Here is a 26,935-nt window from a genome sequence, read left to right as displayed (position 1 = left end):
GAGCATCGATGAGCATCCCGACGACGGGCGGCCCCGGCACCGTGCGACTCACCGTCGCCCAGGCCGTGGTGGCCTACTTGTCCCGCCAGTACTCCATCGCCGACGGGCGCCGCCGCAGGCTGGTGCCCGCCACGCTCGGGATATTCGGGCACGGCAACGTGGCCGGCATCGGCCAAGCGCTCGACCAGTTGTTCGACGACATGCCGTTCGTCCAGGGCCGCAACGAGCAGAACCTCGTGCACGTCGCCACGGCATTCGCCAAGGCGACGAAGCGTCACGCCACCCTGGCCGTGACCGCGTCGATCGGGCCGGGTGCACTGAACATGGTCACCGGCGCCGGCCTGGCGACCGTCAACCGGCTCCCCGTCCTGCTGCTGCCCGGCGACATCTACGCGACTCGCCGCCAGGGCCCGGTGCTGCAGCAGCTGCAGCACCCCGTGGAGGCCGACGTCTCCGTGAACGACGCGTTCCGCCCGGTCTCCCGGTTCTTCGACCGGGTCACCCGGCCGGAGGCGCTGCTCACCGCCCTTCCGGCCGCGATGCGCGTGCTGACCGACCCGGTCGAGACGGGCGCGGTGGCCCTGTCTCTGCCGCAGGACGTGCAGTCCGAGGCGTACGAGTGGCCGCTTGAGATGTTCGTGGAGCGGGACTGGGTGATCCGCCGCCCCGCCCCGGATGACGAGGAGGTCGCCGAGGTCGCCCGCCTGCTGGCGAGCGCACGCAAGCCGCTGATCATCGCCGGCGGTGGAGTGGTCTACTCGGAGGCGACCGCCGAGCTCGAGGAGCTCGCCGAGACCGTCGGCGCCCCGGTCGCGGAGACGTTCGCCGGCAAGGGCGCGGTCCAGACCCGCAGGTGGTGGCAGGTCGGCGGGATCGGCCTCGAAGGCACCCCCGCCACCAACGCCCTGGCCCGCGAGGCCGACCTCGTCCTCACGGTCGGCTCCCGGTTAACCGACTTCGCGACCGGCTCCCAGTCGCTGTTCCAGAATCCCGCTGTCCGGTTCGCTAGCATCAACGTCAACCGGCACGACGGCAACCGGCTCGGTGCCACCGGCATCACGGCCGACGCCGGCCGTGCGCTCGCCGCGCTCGCCGATGTCGTCCGCGCGGCCGGGATCTTCCCGGACCCAGTGTGGCGCAGGCGGGCGGAAACCCTGGTGGGGGAGTGGACCCCGGTTCGGGCCGCCGCACTCGACCCCGACACGTCGTGGGACCGCGCCACACTCGCGCCCGACGCGGATGTCGTGCCCGAGACGGGTGCGGTGCTCACGCAGCCGCAGCTGATCGGGCTGTTGCAGGAGCAGGCCCAGGCCGGCGACACGATCATCGCCGCCGCTGGGGGTCCGCCCGGGGACCTGCAGAAGGTGTGGGACGCCACCGAGGGCCGGTTCGCGCACCTCGAGTTCGGTTTCTCCTGCATGGGCTACGAGATCCCGGCCGCGCTCGGTGTGCGGCTCGCCGAGCCGGACCGTTCCCGGCGGGTGCTGTCGTTCATCGGTGACGGCACCTTCCTGATGGCGCCGACGGAGCTGGTCACCGCGGCGCAGGAGCAGCTGCCGCTCACCGTCGTCGTCGCGGAGAACCACGGCTACCAGGTCATCCACCGCCTGCAGATGGGCCGCAGCGGATCCGAGTTCGGCAACGAGTTCCGCTACCGCGCCGGGCGGCTCGACCTGACCGGAGACAAGGCGGCAGCCCAGCCCCGGCTCGAGGGCGAGTACCTCGGGGTCGACCTCGCGGAGGTCGGCGCCGGACTGGGCGCACGGGCGATCCGCGCGCGGACCGCCGCCGAGGTCCGTGAGGCGCTCGCGGAGACCCGCCACCAGGAAGGCCCGGTCGTGATCGTGGTCCCGGTCCGCCCGCACGTCGATCTCCCCGGCGCGGGTGCGTGGTGGGACGTCGCCCCTGCCGAGGTCTCGACCTCCGAGACCGTCGACGCTCTCCGCGCGGAGTACGAGCAGGGTCTCGCGCTGCAGCGGTGGTTCGGATGATCGGCCCGCTGGACGAAGGGCGATTGCGGGCTCGGCTCGCCGCAGGCGAGCCGACGGTCGGCACTTTCGTCGGGGCGGCCTCGCCGATCATCGCCGAGGTCTGCGCGGCCGCGGGCTTCGACTGGTTGCTCCTCGACCTCGAGCACGGCGCCGGTGGGGAGGAACAGATCCGCACGGTCGTTCCCATCGCGGCCGCCTACGGGGTTCCGACGGTCGTCCGCGTGGAGTCGGGCGAGCGGATCCGCATCGGCCGGGTGCTCGACAACGGTGCGGCGGGCGTCATGTTGCCTCGGCTCGAGTGCGCAGAGGAGATTCGTGCGGCGATCCGGCACCTCCGCTACCCAGGCGGCGCGGCGAACGGTGACCGGGGGGTCGCGACGTACAACAGGGCCTGCCGCTTCGGCCTGGACACGGGTGCGCTCGACCGCGCCAACGACCAGGTGCTCGGCATCGTGCAGATCGAGTCCGCGCGGGCCGTCGCCGAGGCGGAGGAGATCGCCTCGATCGACGGGGTCGACGTGTTGTTCGTCGGGCCCCGCGACCTCACCCACGACCTCGGTGTGCCCGGCCGAGTGACGGCGCCGGAGTACATCGATGCGCTCGAGCAGGTCCGGCTGGCCGCGCACAAGCACGGCAAGGCCCGCGGCCTGCTGGTGGGCGACGGCGACGCGGCCCGGGCGAAGCTCGCCGAGGGCTGGACGTTCGTGGCCGTCGGCTCCGACACCACCCTGCTGGCCGGGGCCGCCCGGGCACAGCTCGACCGAACCAGGAGCACGGAATGAGCACCGGAGGAAGCCGCCCCGTCGGCGTCGGGCTGATCAGCGTCGGGTGGATGGGCAAACTGCACACCCGCGCCTACCAGTCCCTGCCGGCCGTGTACCCCGAGCTGGGGGTCCGGCCGTGGCTGGTGCACGCGGCCGACACCGCACCCGACCGGGCCGAGTACGCCCGCGAGGTCCTCGGTTACGCCCGCAGCAGCGCCGACTACCGCGCAGTGCTGGCGGACCCGGAGGTCGACGTCGTGTCGATCTGCGCACCGAACATGCTGCACAAGGAGATCGGCATCGCCGCCGCGACGGCGGGCAAGCCGTTCTGGATCGAGAAGCCCGTCGGCAGGGACGCGACGGACACCGCGGCGGTCGCGGAGGCGGCGCACACCGCCGGCGTGGTCACCTCCGTCGGTTACAACTACCGGAACGCCCCGGCCGTGGAGCGGATCCGGGAGCTCGTCGCCGACGGGGCACTGGGCCGGATCACCAACATCCGCTCCGTGTTCTTCAACGGCTACGCCGCCGAGCCCCGCGGAGCGCTGTCCTGGCGGTTCAACCGGGAGCTCGCCGGCAGCGGCGCGATGGGCGACCTGCTCAGCCACGTCGCTGACCTCGTCCAGTACGTGGTCGGGCCCATCAGCCAGGTCACCTCGCTCTCGTCGATCGTGCAAGCCGAGCGGCCGATCCTGCCGATGGGCTCAGGCACGCACTTCGCCGTGATCGAGGGCGGCGAGATGGGCCCGGTCGAGAACGAGGACTACGCCGGCGCGCTGGTGCGCTTCGCCGACGACGCGCGTGGCCCCGGCGCCGTCGGGACGCTCGAGGTGTCGCGGACCATCGTCGGGCCGCAGTGCGGGCTCGCGATCGAGGTCTACGGCACCGAGGGCTCCGCCAGGTGGAACTTCGAGCGGATGAACGAGCTCGAGGTGTGCACCCAGCGCGGCGGCCCGCACTACGGCTACACCACCGTGCTCGGTAACCCGCACCTCGGCGACTACCGCCACTTCCAGCCCGGTCCGGGCAACAGCATGGGCTACGACGACCTGAAGGTCGTCGAGGCGAAGAAGTTCCTGGCCGCGGTGCTCGGCCGCGAGCAGGTGCAGTGCTCCATCGACGACGCCCTCTCCGCCGCGCGCGTGGTCTCCGCCGCCGTCGCATCGGCCGAGACCGGTGCGTGGCACGCGGTCACGCCCGTCCTGGGTGTTCGATACGGCGGAAACCGACCCCAGGCGGAGGCCGTCGGTGTCTGAGCTGGCCGACGAGCACCCCCTCGTGATCGGGCTGGGCGCGGTCGATCCCGCGCTGGTCACGGGCGTGCTCGGCGATGACATCGACTTCGTCGCCCGTCCCAGCGGGGACGAGATCGCCCGCGCGGCGGGAGCCATCGTGCGGGCCGACGTCGAGGTGGACCGGGCGTTCTTCGACCGGGCATCGCGGCTGCGGGTGCTGGCGCGGACCGGGGTCGGCGTCGACCACGTCGACGTCGGCGCGGCCACCGAGCGCGGCATCGCCGTAGTGATCACTCCGGGCAGCGGCACCCGCGCCGTCGCCGAGGGGGTCATCGCGATGGCCTTGCACCTGGTGAAGCGATTGTCCGCGAACACCGCGCTGGTACGGGAGGGCCGGTGGGCCGAGCGCGCGGATCCCGGAGTGCTCCCCGGCGACCTCGACGCGGCCACGATCGGGATCATCGGCTACGGCCGGATTGGCCGCCGCGTCGGCGAGCTCGCTACGGCCTTCGGGATGCGCGTGCTCGCCCATGACCCGCTCAACCCGCCCGACGACCGCGAGCTCGGCGCCGATCTGGACGAGCTCGTCGCGGCGAGCGACGTCGTCACGTTGCACGTCCCGCTCACGACGGCCACCCGGCATCTCGCGGACGCCGCCCTGATCGCGCGCATGCGGCCCGGCGCTATCTTGATTAACTGCGGCCGCGGCGGGCTGCTCGACCTCGACGCCGCGCACGGGGCGCTGCGGGCCGGGCGCCTCGGCGGACTCGGGCTCGACACCTTCGACCCGGAGCCCGCCGTCCACCACCCGGTGTTCGACGAGCCGAACGTGGTGCTCACCCCGCACACGGTCGGCCTCAGCCGCCGCGGCACCGCCCTGACGTTCGCCGACGCCGCGCAGGGCGTCGTCGACGTACTGGCCGGCCGCGTGCCCGCGGCCGTGGCCGACCCGCACTGGACCGACGCGGCCGTACGCGTCTCGACGAAGGAGATCCACGCGTGAGACTCGGATTGATCGGCCTCGGCCGGATCGGCGCCTTCCACGCCGAGACCCTGGTCGCGCTGCCGCAGGTGTCGTCGCTCGTCGTCACCGATGCGGTGCCGGCGGCGACCGCCGCCGTCGCCGAGCGTCTCGGCGTCGAAGCCGTCGACTGCTTCGCCGAGCTCGTGGCCTCCGGGATTGACGGCGTCGTGGTCGCGGCGGCGACCGACGCCCACCCCGAGCTCGTCGTCGCGGCCGCCGAGGCCGGCCTTCCGGTGTTCTGCGAGAAGCCCGTCGCGCGCGGCGTGACCGAGGGACTCGCGGTCGCCCGCCGGGTCGACGCCACCGGCGTGAGCGTCCAGATCGGGTACCCGCGCCGGTTCGACGCCGGGTTCGCCGCCGCGCGGGCGGCCGTCGCGAGCGGGGAACTGGGCTGGCTGCACACGGTGCGCTCGACCACCCTCGACCCGGCGCCGCCGCCACCGGCCTACGTCGCCGGGTCCGGCGGCATCTTCCGCGACTGCAGCGTCCACGACTTCGACGCGATCCGCTGGGTCACCGGCAGGGAGGTTGTCGAGCTCTACGCGACCGGATCCGCCCGCGGCGACGCCGTCTTCGCCGAGTGCGGCGACGTGGCGACCGCGGCGACCACGCTGACCCTCGACGACGGCACGCTCGCCGTCGTCTCCAACACCCGCTACAACCCGCGCGGTCACGACGTGCGGCTGGAGCTGCACGGCTCGAAGGACAGCATCGCGGTCGGGCTGGAGGACAAACTCCCGCTGCGGTCGGTCGAGCCCGGGGCCACGTTCCCGGTCGGCGCGCCTTATGTCTTCTTCATGGACCGGTTCGCCGACGCGTTCCGCGCAGAGCTCGCGGCGTTCACCGAGGTCGTCGCGGGCACCCGGCCCTCGCCGTGCCCGGTGGCGGACGCGCTCGAAACCGGCTGGGTCGCCGAGGCGGCCACCCGCTCGCTCGCCGAGCACCGCCCCGTGCGCATCGACGAGATCAAGGAACGGGAAGGACACAGCTCATGATCATGGATCGAGTCGCGGGAGCCCCGATCTCCTGGGGGGTCTGCGAGGTCCCGGGTTGGGGCCACCAGCTCGGCCCGGAGCAGGTACTCCCGCAGATGCGGGCGGTGGGCCTCGTCGCGACGGAGTTCGGGCCGGAGGGTTTCCTCCCGCGCGACCCGGACGCGAAGGCCGAGACGCTCCGCGCGCACGGGCTATCCGCCGTCGGTGGGTTCGTCCCGATGCTCCTGCACGACAGCGCGAGCGACCCGCTGCCGGCGGTCGACCGCGAGCTCGACGGGTTCGTCACCGCCGGCGCCGGCACCCTCGTCCTCGCCGCGGTGTCCGGGCTGGACGGCTACGACACCCGGCCCGAGCTCGACGAGGCAGCCTGGCACACGCTGCTGCGCAACGTCGACCGGATCGCCGAGCGTGCCCGCCGGCGCGGCGTGAACGCCGTCCTCCACCCGCACGTCGGCACGATGGTGGAGTCCCGAACGGACGTCGAGCGCGTCCTCTCGGGGTCGACGGTGCCGCTGTGCCTAGACACCGGGCACCTCCTGATCGGTGGGACCGACCCGGTGGAGCTGGCCAAGGCGGTCCCGGACCGGGTCACGCACACCCACCTCAAAGACGTCGACGTCGCGTTCGCCGACCGCGTCCGGGCCGGCGAGATCAGCTACACCGACGCGGTGCGGGACGGCATGTACCGACCTCTCGGAGCCGGTGACATCGACATCGCAGCGATCATCACCGTGCTCGAGGCCAGCGGGTATCGGGGCTGGTACACGATGGAACAGGACACCGTCTTGACCGGCACGCCGACCGGCGAGGGGCCCGTCGCGGACGTCCGCGCCAGTGTCGAGTACCTGCGCGGACTGGGTCTCTGATATGCGCCAGCGGGATTTTTCTGTCTCCCACCAGCCGGTGGGCCATTCCCAGAAGGAAGGAAGGCTCGACGATGAGCTTTCGGAAGTTGACGTGCGCGCTGGTGTCGGTCGCCGCCCTGTCGGCGGTGGTGACGGGCTGCAGTAGCCAGGGCGGTGCTCAGCAACAGGGCGGTGGTGGCGGCACCAGCGGGACCGTCGGCGGCACGCGCTACACGATCGCGATGATCACGCACGAGCAGCCCGGCGACACGTTCTGGGACCGCATCCGGGCCGGTGCGCAGGACGCGGCCAGGGCTCACAACATCGAGCTGAAGTACTCGGACGCGCAGGCTGGGCCCGAGCAGGCGACGCTCGTGCAGAACGCGATCGACAGCCGGGTGGACGGCATGGCGGTGACGCTCGCCTACGTCGAGCAGGTCGGCCCGGCCGCCAAGGCGGCCGCCGACCGGGGGATCCCGACGGTCGCGTTCAACGCGGGCATCGAGCAGTACCGGCAGTACGGGGCGAAGATGTACTTCGGCTCCGACGAGTCCCTCGCCGGTCAGGCGGCCGGGCAACGGCTGACGCAGGACGGGGCGCGGAAAGCGATCTGCGTGATCCAGGAGCAGGGGCACGTCGCGCTCGAGGCGCGCTGCGCGGGTGTCCAGAAGACGTTCCCGAACACCGAGGTCGTCTACGTCCAGGGCACCGATCTCGCGCAGGTGCGCTCGACGATCGGCGCGAAGCTGCAGGAGGACCCGTCGATCACGCACGTCGTGACGCTGGGTGCGCCCTGGGCTCTGACCGCGCTCGAGTCGATCGCCGACACGGGGAGCAAGGCGAAGGTCGCGACGTTCGACCTGAACGTCGACGCGGCCAAGGCGATCCAGGACGGCAAGATCATGTTCGCGATCGACCAGCAGCCCTACGTGCAGGGCTACATGTCGGTGGCGTCGCTGTGGCTGAACCTGACCAACGGCAACGACCTCGGCGGCGGTGGCCCGATACTGACCGGGCCGTCCTTCGTCGACAAGAGCAACATCGACCAGATCGTCCCCTACGCGCGGAACAACAAGCGCTAAGTCCCTGCCGGGAGGAGCCGGCCGGTCCGGCTTCCCCGGGTCCCCCCGAACCACTGGAGCGGGCGAAATGAGCGAGCGAAACATCGGCACAGCGTGTCCGCGAGGCGGCCGCGTGAGCGCGGGCGGAGGCGGACGATGAGTACTCCCGTGGCGACCCAGCCGTCCCCGCCGCCGCCGACCAAGGACGTTGAGCATCCCAAGAAGCCGTTGCTGTCCACCCTGTTCACGCGGCCGGAGACCGGCTCGTTCGCGGCGGCGATCGCGATTTTCGTGTTCTTCTTCGCCCTCGCCGAGCCGTTCCGGACACTGCCGGCATTGTCGACCGTGCTCTACGCGAGTTCGTCGATCGGCATCATCGCCGTCGGGGTGGCCCTGCTGATGATCGGCGGCGAGTTCGACCTGTCGGCGGGCGTCTCGGTGGTGACGGGCGCCTTGACGGCGTCGATGTTCGCCTTCCAGTTCTCCCTGAACCTGTGGGTCGGGGTGTTCGTCAGCCTGATCGTCATGCTGGCGGTCGGGTTCTGGAACGGCTTCCTGGTCGTGAAGACCGGGATCCCGAGCTTCCTGATCACACTGAGCACCTTCTTCATGCTGGCGGGCATCAACCTCGGTGTCACAAAGCTGGTCACCGGCACGGTGGCCACCCAGAACGTCGCCAACTTGGACGGGTTCGCCTCGGCCCGCGCCGTCTTCGCCTCCGAGTTCGCCCTCGGCGGCGTGACGATCCGGATCACAGTGCTCTGGTGGATCTTCTTCGTCGCGCTGGCCACCTGGATCCTGCTGCGCACCCGACTCGGCAACTGGATCTTCGCGGTCGGCGGGAACGCGGCCAGCGCCCGCGCCGTCGGTGTGCCGGTGAACAAGGTGAAGATCGGCCTGTTCATGGGCGTGGCGTTCATGTGCTGGTTCTACGGGATGCACATCCTGTTCGCCTTCAACACCGTGCAGTCCGGCCAGGGCGTCGGCAACGAGTTCCTCTACATCATCGCCGCGGTCGTCGGCGGCTGCCTGCTCACCGGCGGGTACGGCTCGGCGATCGGCGCCGCGGTCGGCGCCTTCATCTTCGGCATGACCACCCAGGGCATCGTGTTCGCCGGCTGGGACCCGAACTGGTTCAAGTTCTTCCTCGGCGCGATGCTGCTGCTCGCGGTCCTGCTCAACCTCTACGTCAAGAACTACGCCCTCAACCGCAGGAGCTGAAGTCATGACCGACACGATCGTGGAGCACGCCGACCGGTCACTGAAGGTCGGCACCACGCTGGTCGAGATGGAGGGCGTCGGCAAGGCCTACGGCGCGATCCGGGCACTGGAGGGCATCAACCTGACCGTGAACGCGGGCGAGGTCACCTGCGTCCTGGGCGACAACGGCGCCGGCAAGTCGACCCTCATCAAGATCATCTCTGGGCTGCACCCGCACACCGAGGGCGTCCTCAAGGTGGACGGGCAGGAGGTGCACTTCGACTCGCCGCGCCAGTCGCTCGACCACGGCATCGCCACCGTCTACCAGGACCTCGCCGTCGTCGGGCTGATGGAGGTCTGGCGCAACTTCTTCCTCGGCTCCGAGATCCGGATGGGTAACTACCCGCTCGCCCCGCTGGACATCAGGGGCATGCGGGAGATCGCCGACACCGAGCTGCGGAAGATGGGCATCATCGTCAAGGACATCAACCAGCCGATCGGCACGCTGTCCGGCGGCCAGCGCCAGTGTGTCGCGATCGCGCGCGCCGTGTACTTCGGCGCGCGCGTGCTCATCCTCGACGAGCCCACCGCGGCGCTGGGCGTGAAGCAATCGGGCGTGGTGCTCAAGTACACCGCCGCGGCCCGCGACGCCGGCCTCGGCGTCGTGTTCATCACCCACAACCCGCACCACGCCTACCTGGTGGGCGAGCACTTCATCATCCTGAAGCTCGGACGCCGGGTGCTGGACAAGAAGCGCTGCGAGGTGACACTCGAAGAACTCACCGCCGAGATGGCGGGCGGGCAGGAGCTCGCCGAGCTCTCCCACGAACTCAAGCGCTGAGCCGCGCTCGCGCGGCGAACATCAGCACTGAGCCACGCACGACACAGGGAGTGCAGGTGGAACCCCTCCGCATCGGAATCCTCGGAGCCGCACGGATCGCCGACCTCGCCATCGTCGCGCCGGCCCGCGTGACGGGAGACCGGCTCGTCGCCATCGCCGCCCGGGACCGCGACCGGGCCGAGGCCTTCGCCGCCTTGCGCGGCGTCGAGCAGGTGCTCGGCTCCTACCCCGAAGTCGTCACCGCGCCGGAGGTCGAGCTGGTCTACAACCCGCTGGCCAACGCGCTGCACGGGCCGTGGAACCGCGCCGCCGTCCGAGCCGGCAAGCATGTGCTGAGCGAGAAGCCGTTCGCCGCCAACGCCGCCGAGGCGCGCGAGGTGCGGGACGCCGCGCGGGCGGCCGGGGGGACGGTGCTGGAGGGTTTCCACTACCTCTTCCACCCGGTCGTGGCGCGGGCGCACGAGATCCTGGCCTCGGGTGAGATCGGGGAGCTCCGGCACGTCGAGGCCCTGACAAAGATGCCCGCGCCACCGGACACCGACCCGCGCTGGTCGCTCGACCTCGCCGGCGGCGCCCTGATGGACCTCGGCTGCTACGGACTGCACGCCCACCGCATGCTCGCTCCGTTCGCGGGCGGAAAACCGACGCTGGTGGCCGCCCGCGGCGGGGAGCGGGCCGGCCGCCCGGGGGTGGACGAGTGGATGGACGCCGAGTTCGCCTTCCCCAACGGCGCGACCGGCCGGTCGCTGAGCCACATGGCCGACGACTGGTGCATGACGCTGCGGTTGGTCGGCTCCACGGGAGAACTCACCGTCGCCGACTACGTGCAGCCGCACAAGGACGATCGGGTCAGCGTGACCACCGGTGCCCGGACCCGCACCGAGGAGCTGGGCAAGCGGTCGTCCTACCTCTACCAGCTCAAGGCCGTGCGGGCGCACCTGCGGGAGGGAGCGCCGCTGCCGATCGACATCGACGACGCGGTCGAGACCGCCGAGATGATCGACGCGATCTACATCGCGGCCGGGTTCGAGCCCCGGCCGGCCCACGTGCCCGTGCAGACGGCCTGAGAAGGGGAACACACGATGTCCGACGACGCCCTGGTCGCGACCTGCTGGACCACCGCGGGCGACGCCGCACCGCGGCGCGGGGACGAGCGGAGCCCGCTGTCACTGCGCGCCCGGGTCGAGGCGGCGGCCGCCGCGGGCTTCACGGGCTTCGGGGTGGCCCACGCCGACCTGATGCCCGCCGTTGCCGAACTGGGCTTGTCCGGCGTCCGGGCGCTGTTCGCCAACAACGGCATCGAGCACCGCGAGGTGGAGCTGCTGGTCGACTGGTGGGCCGACGTGCCCGCTCGGGCGGCGTCGGACGCCGTTCGCCGTGACCTGTTCGAGGCCGCCGCACACCTCGGCGCCCGAACTGTCAAGATCGGCCCGGACTTCGCGAACGGGCCATGGGAGTTCGACCGCTGGGCGGACGAGCTGGCCACCCTCGGCCGGGAAGCCGAGGACGCCGGGACCCGGGTCGCCCTGGAGTTCCTGCCCTGGACCAACATCGCCGACGTCCACCAGGGCCTCGCACTGGTGGAGGCCGCCGGCCACCCCGCCGTGGGGCTGATGGTCGACGCCTGGCACGTCGGACGCGCCCACACGCCGGTCGCCGATCTCGAGGTGATCCCGCCCGAGCGGATCTTCGGCGTCGAGCTCGACGACTTCGACGCCGAGCCCGTCGGGACGCTATTCGAGGACACTCGCGACCGGCGCCGGTACTGCGGCGAGGGCACCTTCGACCTCGAGGGCATGATCGCCGCGCTGCGGCGGGCCGGCTTTCGAGGCCCATGGGGAGTCGAGATCCTGTCCGAGCAGCACCGGGCGACCGAGCTGCGCGAGGCCACCGCCCGCGCCTTCGACAGTGCCCGCGCGGTACTGCGGCGGGCGGCTGTCCGGTCCTAGTGCCCGGGCGCTGGACCGGTCGAGGACCGGACGACCAGCGTCGGCCTCAGGAGTCGGGTCGCGGTGGAGCGCGTGTCCCCGGACAGCCGGGCGACCAGCACCTCGCCGGCCTCCCTGCCGACATCGGTGATGTGGGGATCGACAGTGGTCAGGGCGATCCTTCGCATCCGGCTGAAGAAGTCGTCGTCGTACCCGGCGACCGAGAGGTCCTCGGGTACCCGCAGCCCGAGCTCGTCCGCGGCGGTGAGGACCCCGACCGCCGCGAGATCGTTGGCGGCGAAGATCGCTGTCGGCCGGTCGTCGGCCCGCAGCAGGTCCATCGCGACCCGGATCCCAGTGTTCTCGGTCCAGTCGCCCTGGGCCGTTTCGGGGGCGAGGCCGGCGCCGTGCATGGTCGCCTCGTAACCGGCGCGGCGGATCAGCCCGACCTCGCCCTCGCCAACGATGTGCGCGATGCGCCGGTGTCCGAGCTCGACGAGGTGCGCCGTGACGGCACGCGCGCCCGCGTCGTCGTCATTGGCGACCAGATCGACCGTGGCCAACCTCGGTTCACGGCTTCCGGCGACGACAACCGGCAGCCGACCGGCCAGCTCGTTGACCTGCGCCACCGCGGAAGGGCTGGGTGTTCCGACGAGCGCGATCCCGTCCACCCTCAGGTCGGAGAGGGCGTTCACCGCATCCGGCTCCGTGCGCCCGTCGGCCAGCAAGGGACGCAGCCCGTGCTCGTGCAGGACCGGGCGCAGCTCGTGCAACAGATCGACGTACCAGGGGTTGGACAGGTCGTCGATGACGACGCCGATCGTCCGCGTCCGGCGCTGCACCAAGCTGCGGGCAACGGGATCGGGGCGGTAGCCTAGCTCGGCCATGGCGGCCAGGACCGCCTCGCGACGCTGCGCGCTGACATTCGGCGAGTTCTGCAGCACCAGCGATACCAGCGACTTCGAGACCCCGGCGCGTGCCGCAACGGTGTGGATCGTGGGAGGCCGACCGGACCGGGACTCTGAGGGCACAGATCGAAGGGTAGCGCGCCACGAGGTGTGGCTTGGACCGATCCAAGGAATTCTTTCCGCACCGCGGCTCCCACGCCAACTCGCAGTCAGTTATCAACGACAGGATCCGCGCCTCGTCGGCCAGGTCATCGGCGGTCAGACCGGGCGGGAAGTAGGGCACGCCCGCGCTGTGCTCGAGCACGTGCTCGATGGTGATCTTCTGTTTGCCGTGCGTGCCGAACTCCGGCCACAACTGCGCCAGCCGCATGGTGTACTGCAGCACGCCCTGATCCACCAACCGGTGCACGGCGGTGGCGACAATCCCCTTGCTGACCGAGAAAACTGGGAACAACGTCTTCTCGTCGACCAGTCGACCAGTCGCCGGGTCAGCCACGCCAGCCCATGCGTGGATCACGAGTTCGTCCCCGATGTACGCGGCTACCTGAGCGCCGAGCTCGAACCCGGAATCGACCAGATCATCGAGCTCCCGCTGGATAGCTACCCGCGCCCGGTCCAGCTGAGAAGGTGAAGCCGTCACGGGCACAGTGTGGATGTTGCAGCCTCGTGCCGGCTTGCGATATTCCGCCAGCTTGTAACGAGAACCCGCCAAGCGTCGGCAATCCGCGCGACATTCATCCGAGGGCCGTCAGGAGAGCGTGCCCGCGCCCTCGACCGCTGCTGGTGCATCAGATCCCGCCCAGCCGCCATACCCGTGAGGAACCGAGCCGCCGCACGCGCCGGCCGCCGACCAGTCAACAAGCGTCGTGCCTGCGGTTGTCCGGCCTCATCGGTTGTCTCGTAACCCAGCGGTACGGCCTCGGTGAGGGTGACCTGGGCATCCTCAAGCACCAGGCGCCGCAACGTCGCCACGAGATCGTGATCGCGGTCATATGGTGGCCCGCCGGGCAGGCGGTACAGACCCTCGCCGCAGTCCGACAACAGCACCCGGCCGGCGTAGTCGACCAGCGACCCGAACACTCCCGCCACCGACGCGCCCGCTGGCGCCGGTCCGGGACACCAACGACTATGGTTACCCTGCGGCAAACCTAAACCACCTGTTAACGGCCGGTTTCTCATGGCTGTCAAATGATGATCAATGCCTGTCTCAGGCTACAGAGATGGCGGCCGAGAAGAGGCCACGTCGGGTGGCTAGCCGGGCAACCACAGTGGCCCCCGCGGTACCACGTCTCCACGGAATCAGCCGATCTCGCCTACCTACACGGTCGCGCGACACCCCGCACAGGCGGGCTCCCCACCTGAGCGCGCGATCACACAACACTCAGTACCTCTAGCGATCCTTGGCCGCGAGATCTTTGGCACTTGTGCAGAGTTTCAGGCAGCTCCATGCGTCAAGTGCATCCAGACGGTCCCGGCGCCGCCATGACACGGCCACCCTGACGGACGACCGCGACGGCGATGTGGATGCTGAGCGTGCGTGCCAGGACTGCGGCTGGCAGTTCGGTGGTGAGTTGGAACAGCGCGGCGGATTGGGAGCGCGCGGAGTTGATGCCGAGTTGGCGCAGGCGTTCGGTCATGCGGAAGGCGCCGATGGGGCGGCCGGGTTGGCCTCCTGGGAACAGCCAGGGTGAGCTGCCTTGGTCGCCGAGGGCGGCGTGGCCGTGTCGGGTGGCGGCGAGGGGGCGGACCAGGCTGGCGAGGGGTTCGGGCAGGGTGGCCGGTTCGTGGTCCAGAGCGGAACCCAGTGGATGCTGGTGGCGACGATCCAGCCGAGCTGGCTGCCGTAGGCGCTTTCCATCCTGTCCGGACCCCGCACCCTGATTGCTCGCTTATAGGCAGTAGATGCGTTAGCCTATCGCTGTTCAGTCACTGTGCGGGCTCTGCGCCTGCGGGAACGGAGTGAGGAATGCCGGACGCGGCCGGTCCCACCACTCGACGAACCGCCGCGGGCACCGTCGTCGGCGCGCTCGAGGAGCAGGCCGAGCGGTTCCCGGACGACCCGTTCGTGATCACCCCGGACGACCGGGTGATCACCTTCGCGTCGATGCGGGCCCGCGCGCTGGAGCTGGGCGCCGGGCTGTGCGCGCACGGTCTCGCGGCCGGCGACCGGGTGGCGTACATGGCGGAGAACCGCCCGGAGCTGGTCGAGCTGACCTTCGGCGCCGCGTTCGCCGGCCTGATCACCGTGCCGATCAACGTGTTCCTGAAGGGCGAGTTCCTACGTCACCAGCTGGTCAACTCGGCGGCCGCGGCGATCGCGGTGGACCGGGTCGGGCTCGACGCGCTGCGTCCGGTGCTGGACACCCTGCCCGACCTGAAGCTGATCGTCCTGCTCGGCGAGGACGTCGAGCACAGCGGGGCGGTCGGCCACCAGGACCTGCTGGGCGGTGGCGACCATGCGGAGGCGCACCGGCCCGGGCCGCTCGACACCTACCTGATCCTCTACACGTCCGGCACCACCGGACCATCCAAGGGCTGCATGCTCAGCCACGCCTACTTGGCCCGGGTGGCCGGCGTGATGAGCCGGATGCTGGAGCTCGACGACACCGACCGGCAGATCTGCGTGCACCCGATGTTCCACATGTCCGGGCACATGGACCTGGTGCTGGCCCTGTTCAGCGGCACCCCGATGGGCCTGGAGAACCGATTCTCCGCGAGCGGTTTCTTCGCCCGGGCCAAGCAGCTCGGCGCTACCTACTGGGGCGGCCCGGGGATCACCGACTACGTGGTCGAACAGCCGCCGACGAAGGACCACTCGCTGAAGAAGTGGATCGGCATCCCGTTCCCGCCGGACAAGGAGCGCCGGCTGTTCGAGGACTTCGGCATCCGCTCGATCTGCCAGATGTACGCCCAGACCGAGGCCAACCCGGTGGCCACGGTCGGGCTCAACCACCCCGCCGCCCGGCACACCGACGGCCGGGTGATGGACGACATCGAGTGCCAGGTGGTGGACGACGAGGACTGCCCGGTGCTGGTCGGCGAGGTCGGTGAGATCGTCATCCGGCCGCGGGTGCCCGGGGCGATCTTCAGCGGTTACTGGAACGACGCCGAGCGCACCATCGAGTGCTGGCGCAACCTCTGGCACCACACCGGTGACCTGGGGCGCTTCGACGCCGAGGGGCTGCTCACCTTCGTCGACCGCAAGAAGGACGCGATGCGGCGCAAGGGGGAGAACGTCTCGGCCATGGAGCTGGAGCGGGCGCTGCTCGGGTACCTGCGGATCGCCGAGGTGGCCACGCACGCGGTCGCGACCGACGAGGGCGATCACATCAAGGCTTGCATCGTGGCGAAGCCCGGCTTCGACCGGGACGAGTACGCCGCGCACCTGATGGAGCACGTCCCGCACTTCGCCCGGCCCCGGTTCTACGAGGTGATCGACGCGCTGCCGCGCAACCCGATCGGCCGGGTACTGAAGTTCGAGCTGCATGAGATCGGGCTCACTGAGCACACCGTGGACCTGTTCGCGCTGGGCCTGGTCCATGATCGGAGGCGAGGATGAACCGCACCCTGCAGCGGGAGATGGCCAAGCGGCTGTTCGACCACATCGACGCGAAGAGCACCGACCGGGCACCGGCGGAGATGACACTGAACGAAGCGGACTACGTGGACGCCGCGCAGGCCGCCCGCGAGCGCGACGCAATCCGGCTGCGGCCGTCGCTGGCGGCGGCGTCCGGGGAGCTGCCCGCGCCCGGAGACTTCCGCACCACCTGGATCGCCGGGGTGCCGGTGCTGGTCACCCGCCAGGAGGACGGGTCGGTGCGGGCCTTCCGCAACGTCTGCCGGCACCGGTGCGCCACCGTGGTGGCCGCCGAGGCGGGCAACTCGAAGGCGTTCTCCTGCCCGTACCACGGCTGGACCTACGTCCTGGACGGCGCGCTGCGGGTGGTGCCGGACGGGGAGGACAGCTTCCCCGCGCTGGACCCGGCGGACAACGGGCTGGTGGAGCTGCCGGTGGCGCAGCGGCACGGGCTGATCTGGGTGCGGCCGACGCCCGACGGGCCGCTGGACCTGGCCGCCTACCTGGGCGCGGAGGTGGACCGGGAGATCGCCGAGCTCGGGCTGGACGACTACCACTTCCTGCGCGGGCAGACCTTCGAGCAGCCGGCCAACTGGAAGCTCATCATGGACGGCTTCCTCGAGGTCTACCACGTGCGCTACCTGCACCCGAAGACCGTCGGCAAGATCACCATCGGCAACGTGTTCATCGTCGACGCGCTGGGCGAGCACCTGCGGATGGCCTCGGCGCGCAAGGACATCGAGAAGCTGCGGCCGGACCGCGAGAATCCGGCCGGCGAGCAGCCGGACATCCTGCCCGGGATCATCCTGACCTACGCGCTGATGCCGACCACCGTGCTGGTCTACGTCCGCGACCACATCGAGGTCTGGAGCATCCAGCCGCACGAGACCGACCCCACCCGCTGCCGGATCACCCTGCGGTTCCTGGTCCCGGAGCTGCCTCAGACCGACAAGGCGAAGAGCTATTGGGAACGCAACTGGGACACCGTGGTCGGCGCGGTGCACGACGAGGACTGGGAGATGGCCCGGCGCATCCAGGCCGGCCTGGACGCGGCCAGTGTCAACCCGATGACGCTGGGCCGCAACGAGCTGGGGCTGCACCACTTCCACCGCCATCTTGCCGGGATGACGGGGAGCTGAGCCGATGTCGCAGTACAAGCGGGAGGACCGGTTCCAGCGCATCAAGTCCCAGGTCATCTCGCCGCGGGAGACCGCCGAGGTGGCCCTGGAACTGATCCGCAACGAGGGCGTCGAGGCGGTCACCATCCGCCGGCTGGCCTTCGAGCTGGACGTGAAGAGCGCGTCGCTCTACTACCACTTCCGCAACAAGGACGAGATCCTCGCGCTGGCCGCCACGGTGGCGTTGGCCGGGATCCGCGGCGCCGGGAACCCGGACCGGCCGTGGCGGGAGTGGCTGCTGGAGAACACCGTCCGGTACCGCCGCGCGCTGCTCGTCTACCCGGACCTGGTGCCCACCCTGATGCGCCGCCATCCGCTGCACATCGGCACCGAGGAGCACGAGCGGGCGGTGCGGCTGCTGGAGCAGCAGGGCGTCCCGCCGGAGATCATCATGCCGCTGTTCGACAGCCTGGAGTCGCTGGCCTGTGGTAGCGCGCTCTACGCCGCCGCGGGTTCGGCGTTCGACCGGTCCGAGGCGTGGAAGGACGACTTCCCGGCCATGTACCGGGTCAGCACCACGGTCGGGCTGAGCGACGACGAGGTGTTCGAGCGGGCCGCGCGCGGGGTCATCGACGGATTGGCGGGTCCGGCATGAGCAGCACCGAGGAACGTCTGGACCGGCTGGAGTCCGTGGCCGAGATCCAGCAGCTGGTGGCCCGCTACGCCCTGGTGCTGGACGGCCGGGACGCGCAGGCCTGGGCGGCGCTGTACAGCCCGGACGTCAAGGTCGGACCGCCGATCGACGGGCGCGGCCGCGACGACCTGGTGGCGTGGTTCAAGGCCAAGTGCTCCTACTGGTACCGCAGCATGCACGTGATCGGTGTGCACCGGATCGACCTCGACCCCGATGACCCGGACCGCGCGACCGGGCTGGCCCAGTGCCGGGTGGAGCAGGAGATCGGCGAGCGCTGGGTGACCACCGCGTTCCTCTACCGCGACGCCTACGTCCGGGTGGACGGCCAGTGGCTGTTCGCCCACCGGCACGGCATGCCGATCTGGTGCTACGACCAGCACCAGGACCCGCTCACCGGCGTCGAGCGGCTGCCCGGCGGGATGCCCGTCCGGCTGCCCGCCGACTACCCGGCGTTCCGCGCGTTCTGGGCCGACTTCACACCCGAGCAGGTCGCCGAGGTCACCAGCCGGCCGATCTGGACGCGGCCACCGACTAGATCTTGAGATCGTTGCAAGAGTATGCAGCCCCATTAGCCTATCGCCGTTCAGAACTCGGCCCGGGGCGTCGCCGCGAGGCCTAGCGCGACCGGTCGAGAGGAAGGTTGATCTCCCGTGACACCACCCGCCACCTGCCCGGTCCACCGCATCGGCAACATCCCGGACCTGATCAGCACCGTGCGCTCGAAGAGCGTGCTGAACAACGCGGCGTACTTCGCCGCCGCGCACAAGCTGGACGACGGCCACATCACCGTGGAGGAGTTCGTCGGCGGCATGTGGACGTTCACCGACGGCCCGGAGCACCGCCGCCGGCGCAAGATGCTGAACTCACTCGTCCGCCCCGACGCGTTGGACGCCATGCGGGAGAACTACATCCTGCCCGCCGTGGAGAAGCTGCTCTCCGAGTCACTGGCCGAGCCGGACGAGGACGGCCGTTACCGCACCGACCTGGTCGAGCTGGCCGACCGGCTGTTCGTCGGGTTCGGGGCGAACATGATCGGGTTGACCGACATGGAGTCCCCGCAGCGCCAGGCCAAGCTGCGGCAGATCATCCCGGGCATCTTCGGCGGCGTGCTGGCCCAGTTCTTCGACAACCGCGAGGCCGTGTTCCAGATGGCGCTGGCGGCCAAGCAGACCTTCGTCGAGGAGTACTACCGGCCGGCGCATGAGGCGTACCGGCGGATGTACGCCGAGGTGGAGGCGGGCACCCGGGACGAGGAGAGCATCCCGCGCTCGCTGATGCGGCTGATCGTGTCCAAGGCTGACCCGGTCTACGAGGACGACGAGGTCGGGATCCGGGACGCGATCCTGGTGTTCAACACCGCGATCGGCACCAGCGTGCAGTCGGTGGTGCACATGGTCCACGACACCGCGCGGTGGTTCGCCGAGCACCCGGAGGACCGCGAGCGTGTCGGCGACATGGAGTTCCTCACCCGGTGCATGGAGGAGACGATCCGGCTCAAGGCGCCGTTCATCTCCTTCCTGGTCCGTCGGGCCGGCGAAGACCTGGAGATCGGCGGCGAGGCCATCAAGCAGGACGATGAGCTGCACATCGAGATCCCCCGGGCCAACCGCGACCCGGAGGTGTTCGGCCCGGACGCCGGGCAGTTCAACCCCTGGCGCGAGCGCCCCGAGAAGCTGCCTCGCTACGGCATCGGGTTCGGGTCCGGCCCGCACGCCTGTCTGGGGCTGCGGGTGGTGCTGGGCAACGACGGGCACAGCGGCAGCCACGTGCGGTTCATGCAGAAGCTGTTTGGCCACGGCATCGTCCCCGACCCGGCGGGCGAGCCGCAGATCCTGGCCATGTCCCAGGACGAGAGCGCGATCGAGGACGTGGTGACCTTCATGAGCTACCCCGTGGTGTTCGACGACTGGACGCCCGGCAACACGACCGTTGAGGAGTATGTGGCGTGAACCGATGCAGAGTGGCGGGGCTGGAGGAGCTGAAGCCCGGCGGTCTACTGCGGGCCGACGCCGAAGGTGTGCCGATCTGCCTGGCCCGGCTCGAGTCGGGCGAGGTGCACGCGATCAATGACATCTGCAGCCACGAGGAGGTCGAGCTGTCCGACGGTGACCTGCAGGGCACTGAGGTGGAGTGCCCTGCGCACGGCTCCCGTTTCAGCGTGCTGACCGGAGAGGCCGATGGCTTCCCCGCCGAGGAGTCGGTGGCGACCTATCCGGTAACCGTCGACGGTGACGACATCTACGTGGAGGTTTGACGTGGTGGGTCGGGTGGAGGGCAAGGTCGCCCTGATCACCGGAGCCGCGCGGGGCCAGGGACGTTCGCACGCGATCCGGTTGGCCGAGGAGGGCGCGGACATCCTGGCCATCGACGTGTGCCGGGAGATCCCGGAGTACATGGCGCCGCCCGCGTCGTCGGACGACCTGGCCGAGACGGTCAAGGCGGTCGAGGCGCTGGACCGGCGGATCATCGCGGTCGAAGGTGACGTCCGGAACCAGGCGGACCTGAACGGGCTGGTCGAGCGGGGGATCGCCGAGTTCGGCCGCCTCGACATCGTGAGCGCGAACGCCGGGATCATCAACTACGGGCTGATCGACACGATCACCGACGAGCAGTGGCAGGCGGTGTTCGACGTCAACGTCACGGGCGTGTGGCGGACGGTGAAGGCCGCGCTGCCGCACCTGCGGGCCGGGGCGTCGATCATCCTCACCGCGTCCATCGGCGGGCTGAAGGGCGCGCCCGGGGTGGGGCCGTACATCAGCGCCAAGCACGGTGTGGTCGGGCTGATGAAGAACCTGGCCCACGAGCTGTCGCCGCGCGGGATCCGAGTGAACGTGGTCGCCCCGTCGAACGTCAACACCGACATGTTGATCAACGAGTTCACTATGGCGTCGTTCCTGCCCGGCGACCCGGAGCCGACGGTGGACAGGTTCGAGGTCGCGGCCAAGACCATGCACATGATGGACGCTGGCTGGGTGGAGCCGAGGGACATCTCCAATGCGCTGTTGTTCCTGGCCTCCGACGAGGCCCGGTTCATCACCGGCATCTCGCTGCCGGTCGACGCGGGGTGCCTGCTCAAGTGAACCTCCCCGACACGTTCCACCTGATCGGCGGGGACGCGCTGAAGACCGGCACCGGCGGCTCGCTGGAGCACGTCAATCCGGCGACCGGTGAGTCGAGCACGCTGGAGCTGGCCGGGGCGGACGAGGTCGACGCCGCCGTGGCCGCCGCCCGGGAGGCATTCGGAGTGTGGTCCGGGCTGGCCCCGATGGCCCGGCGCTACCTGCTGCAGCAGTTGGCCCGCAGGATCAACGAGTCGGCGGCCGACCTGTCGGCGCTGTCCACCTACGAGTCGGGCATGCCGGTGGTCTACGCCGCGCAGATGGCCGCCGTCGGGCCGGCCGAGTGGTTCGACTACTACGCCGGCTGGGCGGACAAGCTCAACGGCGAGGTGATCGGCGCCTGGGACTTCAACTACACCGTGCCCGAGCCGTACGGGGTGGTCGCGGCGATCGTGCCGTTCAACGGTCCGGTGTGGGAGATCGGCATGAAGGCCGCGCCCGCGCTGGCCGCCGGGAACACCGTGGTGATCAAGCCGCCGGAGCTGGCCCCGTACTCGTCGATCCTGTTCGGCCGGCTGTGCCTGGAGGCGGGCATCCCGCCGGGGGTGGTGAACGTCGTGCTTTCCGGGCCGGACGGGACCGGTGCCCTGGTGAGCCACCCGGATGTCGACAAGATCAGTTTCACCGGCAGTGCCGGCACCGCGCGGAAGATCCTGGCCGCCGCCGCGGCGAACCTGACCCCGGTGGTGCTCGAGCTGGGCGGCAAGTCCGGGGTGCTGATCTGCGACGACGCCGACGTTGACTCCGCCGTGGGGGCCGTCGCGCAGTTCGCCATCGCGCAGAACGCCGGGCAGATCTGCACCTCGCCGAACCGGGTGCTGGCCCAGCTCGGGGTGTACGACGAGGTGGTGGAGAAGCTGGCGGCCGTCGCCGGCGGCTTCGTGGTGGGTGACCCGCTGTCGGAGAGCACTCAGGTCGGCCCGGTGATCAGCGTGGCGTCCGCCGACCGGATCGTCGGGATGGTCGGCGAGGGGGTCTCGGCGGGCACCGCCCGGGTGGTGACCGGGGGCTCGCGGCTGGACGGGCCCGGCGCGTTCGTGGCGCCCACCGTGCTGGCCGACGTGGCGACCGACAGCCGGCTGGCCGGCGAGGAGATCTTCGGACCGGTGGCCACGGTGTCGCGGGTGGCCGACGACGACGAGGCGGTGGCGGTGGCCAACGGCGTGGACGCCGGGCTCGCCGCCTACGTGTTCAGCCGGGACATCTCCCGCTGCCACACGCTGGCCAAGCGGCTGCGGTCCGGCTCAGTGTCGATCAACGGCCTGGGCAACCACATGATCTACAGCCCGTTCGGCGGCAAGGGCGCCAGCGGCTACGGCCGGGAGGGCGGCCGGGCCGGCATCGAGGAGTTCCTATCGGTCAAGTCGGTATCCGCCCAGCTCTAACCGGACGACAGAGGGCATGTGGACACGAAGGCAAAGCGCTGGTGCATCTGGGCCGGTCCGGCGTTCACCCCGCTCTTCGCGGTCGCTTCTGGACGGTGGCGGGGCCGCGTCCGCCGCTCGACCCCGTCGGGCTCGGGTGCCTGGTCACCGCCTCGGAGGACGTGCTTGCGTACCTTGGGGAGCCGAACAGGTCGCGCGCCGCGCAGTGTGTGCCACCGCCTTCACGTGGGCCAGCGGGCCCCGAAAGCAGATGGGGTACGTCAGTGAGGGCCCGCCGCCACCGCGCACGGCGTGTGCCCGGCGGCGGCGAAGCGGCTACCGGTGAGCCTGCCGCTTGAATTTCCGGGCCGGGCGCCCCATCACCGGGTCGATCAGCTTCACGGCGAGGTTGCGAAAGCCCACCAGCGGCGAGGCGGCCTTGGGGACGGTGATCAGCGCGCTCTTCCGGTCGCTGCCGACCACCTCGACCATCCGCTTCGCCACCACCTCCGGGGTGAGCACCCCGGCGTCACCGGCCCGGCGCTCGATGAAGTCGACCACCGGGTCCTCGATGGCCTTGTTGGCCAGCGTGGTGCCCTTCACCGAGCCGAGGATGAAGGTGAACACGCGGATCCCGTAGTCGCGCAGCTCGCTCTGCAGGTCCAGCGCGCACTTGGTCAGCCCGGCCTTGCCCGGCACGTAGGCCCCGAGGTGGATCATCGAGACCTCGGTGGACAGCGACCCGGTGGTGGTGATCGTGCCCCGGCCCCGGGCCCGCATACCCGGGATGACCTGCCGGATCAGCTCCATCTGGGACAGCATGTTCACCGTCGTGGCGTGCCACAGCTGCCGGGCGCCGAAGTCCTGGAACGGGCCGGCCGGGCTGACCGCGGCGTTGCACATCAGCACATCGACCGGGCCGTTCAGCGCCTCGGCGCGGCCGATCGCGCCGTCCACCTGGTCGAAGTCGGCCAGGTCCAGCGGCACCTCGGCGCCTCCCACCTCGGCGACCACCTGGTCCAGCTCCTCGCCGGGCAGCGCGAGCACGGTGCACCGGGCACCCTCGGCGGCCAGCGCCCGGACCAGCGCGGCCCCCACCCCGGTGGACCCGCCCACCACCACCACGTGCGCATTCTGGAGCCTCATGACACACGCGCCGGCATGGTGCGCCATCCCCACATGGTGGAGGCGTCGTCGAACCGTTCCGCTCGATCCAGGTCGACCGTGTAGTTCGGCATCTTGACCAGGATCTCGCGCAGCATGATCTCAAACCAGAGCCGGAACAGACCCGCTCCGATGCACACGTGCGGACCGTCGCCGAACGCGATGTGCGGACAGGACGATCGGTCAATGTCGACCTCTTCCGGCCGTTCGAACGCGCGGTGGTCGCGGTTTGCGCCAGGCAGCCAGACCAGCACCCGATCGCCGGCATGCATAGTCACTCCGCCCACCTCGACATCGCAGAGCACGTTGCGAGCCAGGGACACCGCCGACGAGGTCTGGCGCAGCAGCTCCTCACACGCCTGTGGGATCAAGGAGTGGTCTGCGGCCAGCCGGGAGCGCAGGGCAGTGTCCTGCGCTAGGTGGAGCAGCGAGTTGCCGATCATCGCCGCCGGATTTTCCGCCCCGCCCACCAGAAGCGTGAAGGTCATCCACCGGACGGACTCATCGTCGAGCTCGAAGTCGGGATTGACAAGGTGGCTGACCAGGTCGTCCTGCGGCTCGGACCGCCGGGCCGCGATTAGGTCGTTGATTACTTGCACGGCGTTGCCGAACTCGGCCAGACCCTTCTGCATCGCCTCGGACTGGGCGAACTCAGGGTCAGAGGCGTATGGCATAACGTTCAGGGCCGCCTGCACCGACCGGATGAAGGGCACCCGTTGCTCCTCCGGGAACCCGAGATACATGGTCATCGAGCCGGCGGGGATGCGGTCGGCAATGTCGTGGACCACGTCGAAGTGGTCCTTGGTGACGGCCTCGTCGATGACTCCGGAGATGAAGGTCTCCAATTCTGGAGCCAGCGCGTCCACAGCACGCTTGTGGAACTTCGGGATGAGGATCTTGCGCAGGATGCGGTGATACGGCGGGTCGGCCTCCGCCGGGATCAGACGCGGTCCGACCACCGTCGGGATGGTGTTCCCGCCTTTCATGTCCTCCGTCTTCCGCGAGGAGAAGACGGAGTAGTCGCGAAGCACCCGCTTGGCGAGCTCGTGGGACGTCACCACCCAGTGGCCGCCGTAGCTCTCTGTCCAGAAGACCGGGTGCTCCCGCACCAACGCCAGAACCTCGTCGCGATTGTGCGAGGTGTGTTGTGCGTGGTGGTCGAACTCTAAGGTCGCCGGGGATTCCGTGGTGGTCACAGGTGGATCCTTAGGGTGAGTGTCGCTGAGCGTGTCAGGCACACAGGTAGGCCGCCGTCGCCATGTGACGTTGGAACTCGGGCCTCGTTCCGGGGTGTTCTCTCCACGGCGACGACCGTTGGCCTATCGGTGTTCAGTCAACGTAGACCCTCGCGTCGGGTCTCGCCAGACCTCCCTTCGAGAGTTGAGGCCAGTCCTGTTGCGTGGAGGCCCGTCTGTGGCCGCCGGCCGCTGGTCTTTCGACGAAGCCAGACCCTCACCGGGTGGTCAGTTGGCGACGAATGTCCCGTCGACCGGAACTATCGCTCCACTGATGAACGAAGCGGCGTCGCTGACCAGGAAGCCGACCCCGGCGGCCAGTTCCGTCGGGGAGCCCAGACGCCCCAGCGGGTGCCTGGCGGTCAGGTCTTCACGCAGCACCGGGTTGGCGTCGAACACTCGTCGCGGCATCGAGGTCTCGATGCCGCCGGGCAGGATCGCGTTGATCCGGACCCCGGCTGGGCCGTACTCCGCGGCGGCGGCCTGGGTGAGCATGATGACCGCCGATTTGGCCGCGCAGTGGGCGGCCATCCCTGGGATGGTCCGCAGCCCGGCTGCTGAGGCGATGTTTACCACGGCGGCATGCGGGCTGCGGGCGAGATGGGGCATGGCGTACTTCATGCTTAGAAACACACCCCGGGTGTTTACCGCGAAGATCCGGTCAAAGTTCGCCACCGAGCAGTCAGCCAGCGGGCCGATCTCGCCGTCGATCCCAGCGTTGTTGACCACGATGTCAAGCTGGCCGTGTCGGTGCACGACGGACGAGATGAGTTCCCGCACGCCCACTTCGTCGGACACGTCGGCGGTGACCGCGCTCGCTGTGCGACCGAGTTCCTTCGCGGTGATGTCGGCCCCGCCGAGATCCACCACCACGACCGTGGTCCCGTCGTGCAGCCGCTGGGCGATGGCCTGACCGAGGCCCCTGCCCGCTCCGGTGACCACGGCGACCCGCCCGGACATTGCTGCACTCATGATCCTCCTTGCATTTTCCGAGGGAGTCGACGAGCCGGTAGCGGATGGCTTTCGGGCTGTGCAGCAGCGTGGGGCCCAGATCTTGTTGGGCGCTCCGTGGACGACGACTTTCTTGCCCTCCATGCAGCCTGCGTACGCCTGTCGCGCGACGGTTTCGGGTCGCATCATGGAGATCTGCGGCGGCAGGTTGTTGTCCCAGTAGTCGGTGATGCCCACGACGTCGAAGATCTCGGTTTCGGTGGCGCCGGGTGCGCTGACGGTGCGGTGCACGCCGTCCGGCTTGTATTCGCCGTCGATGGCTTCGGACAGTTTGTGCACGAATGACTTGGCGGCGGTGTAGAGGGCCATGGTCGGTGCGCCGAGGAACATGCCGCCGACGGAGGTGACGTTGATGATGCGTCCCCACTGTTGCTGTCGCATGTGTGGCAGCAACCGATGGCAGAGTTCGGCGACGCCGAGAGACTTCAGCCGGACGAACTTCTCGTGCTCGTCCCAGGGGTGATCGAGGAATTTCCCGAGCATGTCGAAGCCGGCGTTGTTGACCAGGAAGTCCACGGCCAGGCTTCGGCCGGCTAGTTCGGCGGCGATGCTCGCGGATGCCTCGGCCGCGACCAGATCGCAGGGTAAGGGATGGATCCGGACTCCGAAACGGTCCTTGAGTTCGGCCTGCGGCTGCTTGAGCCGCCGCTCGCGGCGGGCCACCACCACGACGTCGTAGCCCTTGGCCGCCAGCAACTTGGCGTGCTCGGCCACCCAGCCGGTCAGCACCGCCCGCCGCGCGGCCACCTCCCCGACGGCCCGTGCCGGTGGCCGCCCAGTCCCCCACCGTGGCCGCGTCGGTGACTGTGGCCCCGTCTGTGACCGGTCGTCCCTTTACCCGCGAGCGATTGCAGGTCAGAA

Annotated in this window: 25 protein-coding genes and 1 pseudogene; 20 read left to right on the top strand and 6 right to left on the bottom strand. The window is 70.0% G+C overall.

What is annotated here, in order from left to right:
- Nucleotides 1-8: 8 nt before the first annotated feature.
- The 11 genes from iolD to ABEB12_RS24310 all read left to right on the top strand — a co-directional run bounded on the left by iolD (nt 9) and on the right by ABEB12_RS24310 (nt 11,905).
- Entirely contained in the window at nt 9-1,991 is a 1,983-nt protein-coding gene (gene iolD / locus ABEB12_RS24360; protein WP_185060877.1) for a 3D-(3,5/4)-trihydroxycyclohexane-1,2-dione acylhydrolase (decyclizing), read from the top strand.
- Entirely contained in the window at nt 1,988-2,773 is a 786-nt protein-coding gene (locus ABEB12_RS24355; RefSeq protein ID WP_185060878.1) for an aldolase/citrate lyase family protein, read from the top strand. The genes iolD and ABEB12_RS24355 overlap by 4 nt, the downstream gene beginning before the upstream one ends.
- On the top strand, nt 2,770-4,011 hold the full coding sequence (locus ABEB12_RS24350; protein ID WP_185060879.1) for a Gfo/Idh/MocA family protein: 1,242 nt from the start codon (nt 2,770-2,772) through the stop codon (nt 4,009-4,011). The genes ABEB12_RS24355 and ABEB12_RS24350 overlap by 4 nt, the downstream gene beginning before the upstream one ends.
- Nucleotides 4,004-4,993, top strand: a complete 990-nt coding sequence (locus ABEB12_RS24345) for an NAD(P)-dependent oxidoreductase (protein ID WP_221497697.1) — start codon at nt 4,004-4,006, stop codon at nt 4,991-4,993. Before ABEB12_RS24350 ends, ABEB12_RS24345 begins: the two co-directional genes overlap by 8 nt.
- Entirely contained in the window at nt 4,990-6,009 is a 1,020-nt protein-coding gene (locus ABEB12_RS24340; RefSeq protein ID WP_185060880.1) for a Gfo/Idh/MocA family protein, read from the top strand. Before ABEB12_RS24345 ends, ABEB12_RS24340 begins: the two co-directional genes overlap by 4 nt.
- On the top strand, nt 6,006-6,875 hold the full coding sequence (locus tag ABEB12_RS24335; protein ID WP_221497698.1) for a TIM barrel protein: 870 nt from the start codon (nt 6,006-6,008) through the stop codon (nt 6,873-6,875). The genes ABEB12_RS24340 and ABEB12_RS24335 overlap by 4 nt, the downstream gene beginning before the upstream one ends.
- A 101-nt stretch (nt 6,876-6,976) precedes the next feature.
- Nucleotides 6,977-7,936, top strand: a complete 960-nt coding sequence (locus ABEB12_RS24330; RefSeq protein ID WP_345703110.1) for a substrate-binding domain-containing protein — start codon at nt 6,977-6,979, stop codon at nt 7,934-7,936.
- Nucleotides 7,937-8,071: 135 nt separating this feature from the next.
- On the top strand, nt 8,072-9,136 hold the full coding sequence (locus ABEB12_RS24325) for an ABC transporter permease subunit (protein WP_185060882.1): 1,065 nt from the start codon (nt 8,072-8,074) through the stop codon (nt 9,134-9,136).
- Nucleotides 9,137-9,140: 4 nt separating this feature from the next.
- Nucleotides 9,141-9,956, top strand: coding sequence for an ATP-binding cassette domain-containing protein (locus ABEB12_RS24320; protein WP_185060883.1), 816 nt, complete (start codon nt 9,141-9,143; stop codon nt 9,954-9,956).
- Nucleotides 9,957-10,012: 56 nt separating this feature from the next.
- Entirely contained in the window at nt 10,013-11,023 is a 1,011-nt protein-coding gene (locus ABEB12_RS24315; RefSeq protein WP_345703109.1) for a Gfo/Idh/MocA family protein, read from the top strand.
- Nucleotides 11,024-11,038: 15 nt separating this feature from the next.
- The gene (locus ABEB12_RS24310; RefSeq protein WP_185060885.1) at nt 11,039-11,905 is read left to right on the top strand and encodes a TIM barrel protein; all 867 of its coding nucleotides are present in this window, start codon (nt 11,039-11,041) and stop codon (nt 11,903-11,905) included.
- Here the strand turns inward: ABEB12_RS24310 and ABEB12_RS24305 are convergent.
- The 3 genes and pseudogenes from ABEB12_RS24305 to ABEB12_RS24295 all read right to left on the bottom strand — a co-directional run bounded on the left by ABEB12_RS24305 (nt 11,902) and on the right by ABEB12_RS24295 (nt 14,429).
- Nucleotides 11,902-12,915 (bottom strand): substrate-binding domain-containing protein, encoded by a 1,014-nt coding sequence (locus tag ABEB12_RS24305; RefSeq protein WP_185060886.1) that lies wholly within the window; start codon nt 12,913-12,915, stop codon nt 11,902-11,904. The genes ABEB12_RS24310 and ABEB12_RS24305 overlap by 4 nt on opposite strands.
- A gap of 121 nt (nt 12,916-13,036) precedes the next feature.
- Nucleotides 13,037-13,432: pseudogene (locus ABEB12_RS42215) on the bottom strand (serine hydrolase domain-containing protein); the annotation flags it as partial.
- Between the two features lie 811 nt (nt 13,433-14,243).
- Nucleotides 14,244-14,429 (bottom strand): hypothetical protein, encoded by a 186-nt coding sequence (locus ABEB12_RS24295; protein ID WP_185060887.1) that lies wholly within the window; start codon nt 14,427-14,429, stop codon nt 14,244-14,246.
- Between the two features lie 78 nt (nt 14,430-14,507).
- Between ABEB12_RS24295 and ABEB12_RS24290 the strand changes: the two genes are divergently transcribed.
- The 9 genes from ABEB12_RS24290 to ABEB12_RS24250 all read left to right on the top strand — a co-directional run bounded on the left by ABEB12_RS24290 (nt 14,508) and on the right by ABEB12_RS24250 (nt 22,685).
- Nucleotides 14,508-14,639: a hypothetical protein gene (locus tag ABEB12_RS24290; protein ID WP_345703107.1), complete on the top strand. Its 132-nt coding sequence runs from the start codon at nt 14,508-14,510 to the stop codon at nt 14,637-14,639.
- Nucleotides 14,640-14,758: 119 nt separating this feature from the next.
- Nucleotides 14,759-16,351: an AMP-binding protein gene (locus ABEB12_RS24285; RefSeq protein WP_185060888.1), complete on the top strand. Its 1,593-nt coding sequence runs from the start codon at nt 14,759-14,761 to the stop codon at nt 16,349-16,351.
- Nucleotides 16,348-17,508, top strand: coding sequence for an SRPBCC family protein (locus tag ABEB12_RS24280; RefSeq protein ID WP_185060889.1), 1,161 nt, complete (start codon nt 16,348-16,350; stop codon nt 17,506-17,508). The genes ABEB12_RS24285 and ABEB12_RS24280 overlap by 4 nt, the downstream gene beginning before the upstream one ends.
- 4 nt (nt 17,509-17,512) lie before the next feature.
- Complete coding sequence (locus ABEB12_RS24275; RefSeq protein ID WP_185060890.1) at nt 17,513-18,142, top strand: TetR family transcriptional regulator; 630 nt, start codon at nt 17,513-17,515, stop codon at nt 18,140-18,142.
- Complete coding sequence (locus tag ABEB12_RS24270) at nt 18,139-18,723, top strand: nuclear transport factor 2 family protein (protein ID WP_185060891.1); 585 nt, start codon at nt 18,139-18,141, stop codon at nt 18,721-18,723. The genes ABEB12_RS24275 and ABEB12_RS24270 overlap by 4 nt, the downstream gene beginning before the upstream one ends.
- Nucleotides 18,724-18,831: 108 nt before the next feature.
- Complete coding sequence (locus ABEB12_RS24265; protein WP_185060892.1) at nt 18,832-20,130, top strand: cytochrome P450; 1,299 nt, start codon at nt 18,832-18,834, stop codon at nt 20,128-20,130.
- Entirely contained in the window at nt 20,127-20,435 is a 309-nt protein-coding gene (locus ABEB12_RS24260; protein WP_185060893.1) for a Rieske 2Fe-2S domain-containing protein, read from the top strand. The genes ABEB12_RS24265 and ABEB12_RS24260 overlap by 4 nt, the downstream gene beginning before the upstream one ends.
- 1 nt (nt 20,436) lies before the next feature.
- The gene (locus ABEB12_RS24255; RefSeq protein ID WP_185060894.1) at nt 20,437-21,261 is read left to right on the top strand and encodes a mycofactocin-coupled SDR family oxidoreductase; all 825 of its coding nucleotides are present in this window, start codon (nt 20,437-20,439) and stop codon (nt 21,259-21,261) included.
- On the top strand, nt 21,258-22,685 hold the full coding sequence (locus ABEB12_RS24250) for an aldehyde dehydrogenase family protein (protein ID WP_221497699.1): 1,428 nt from the start codon (nt 21,258-21,260) through the stop codon (nt 22,683-22,685). The genes ABEB12_RS24255 and ABEB12_RS24250 overlap by 4 nt, the downstream gene beginning before the upstream one ends.
- A 315-nt stretch (nt 22,686-23,000) precedes the next feature.
- Here ABEB12_RS24250 and ABEB12_RS24245 read toward each other — a convergent pair whose 3' ends face one another.
- The 3 genes from ABEB12_RS24245 to ABEB12_RS24235 form a co-directional block, all read right to left on the bottom strand.
- Complete coding sequence (locus ABEB12_RS24245) at nt 23,001-23,810, bottom strand: SDR family NAD(P)-dependent oxidoreductase (protein WP_185060896.1); 810 nt, start codon at nt 23,808-23,810, stop codon at nt 23,001-23,003.
- Nucleotides 23,807-25,024, bottom strand: a complete 1,218-nt coding sequence (locus ABEB12_RS24240) for a cytochrome P450 (protein WP_185060897.1) — start codon at nt 25,022-25,024, stop codon at nt 23,807-23,809. The genes ABEB12_RS24245 and ABEB12_RS24240 overlap by 4 nt, the downstream gene beginning before the upstream one ends.
- A gap of 267 nt (nt 25,025-25,291) precedes the next feature.
- Nucleotides 25,292-26,821, bottom strand: coding sequence for a glucose 1-dehydrogenase (locus tag ABEB12_RS24235; RefSeq protein ID WP_185060898.1), 1,530 nt, complete (start codon nt 26,819-26,821; stop codon nt 25,292-25,294).
- Nucleotides 26,822-26,935 lie beyond the last annotated feature (114 nt).

Source organism: Actinospineispora eucalypti (assembly GCF_039543365.1).
Lineage (GTDB): Bacteria > Actinomycetota > Actinomycetes > Mycobacteriales > Pseudonocardiaceae > Pseudonocardia > Pseudonocardia eucalypti.
The sequence above is the reverse complement of the archived record's forward strand: the minus strand, read 5'-3'. Positions and strand labels throughout refer to the sequence as shown.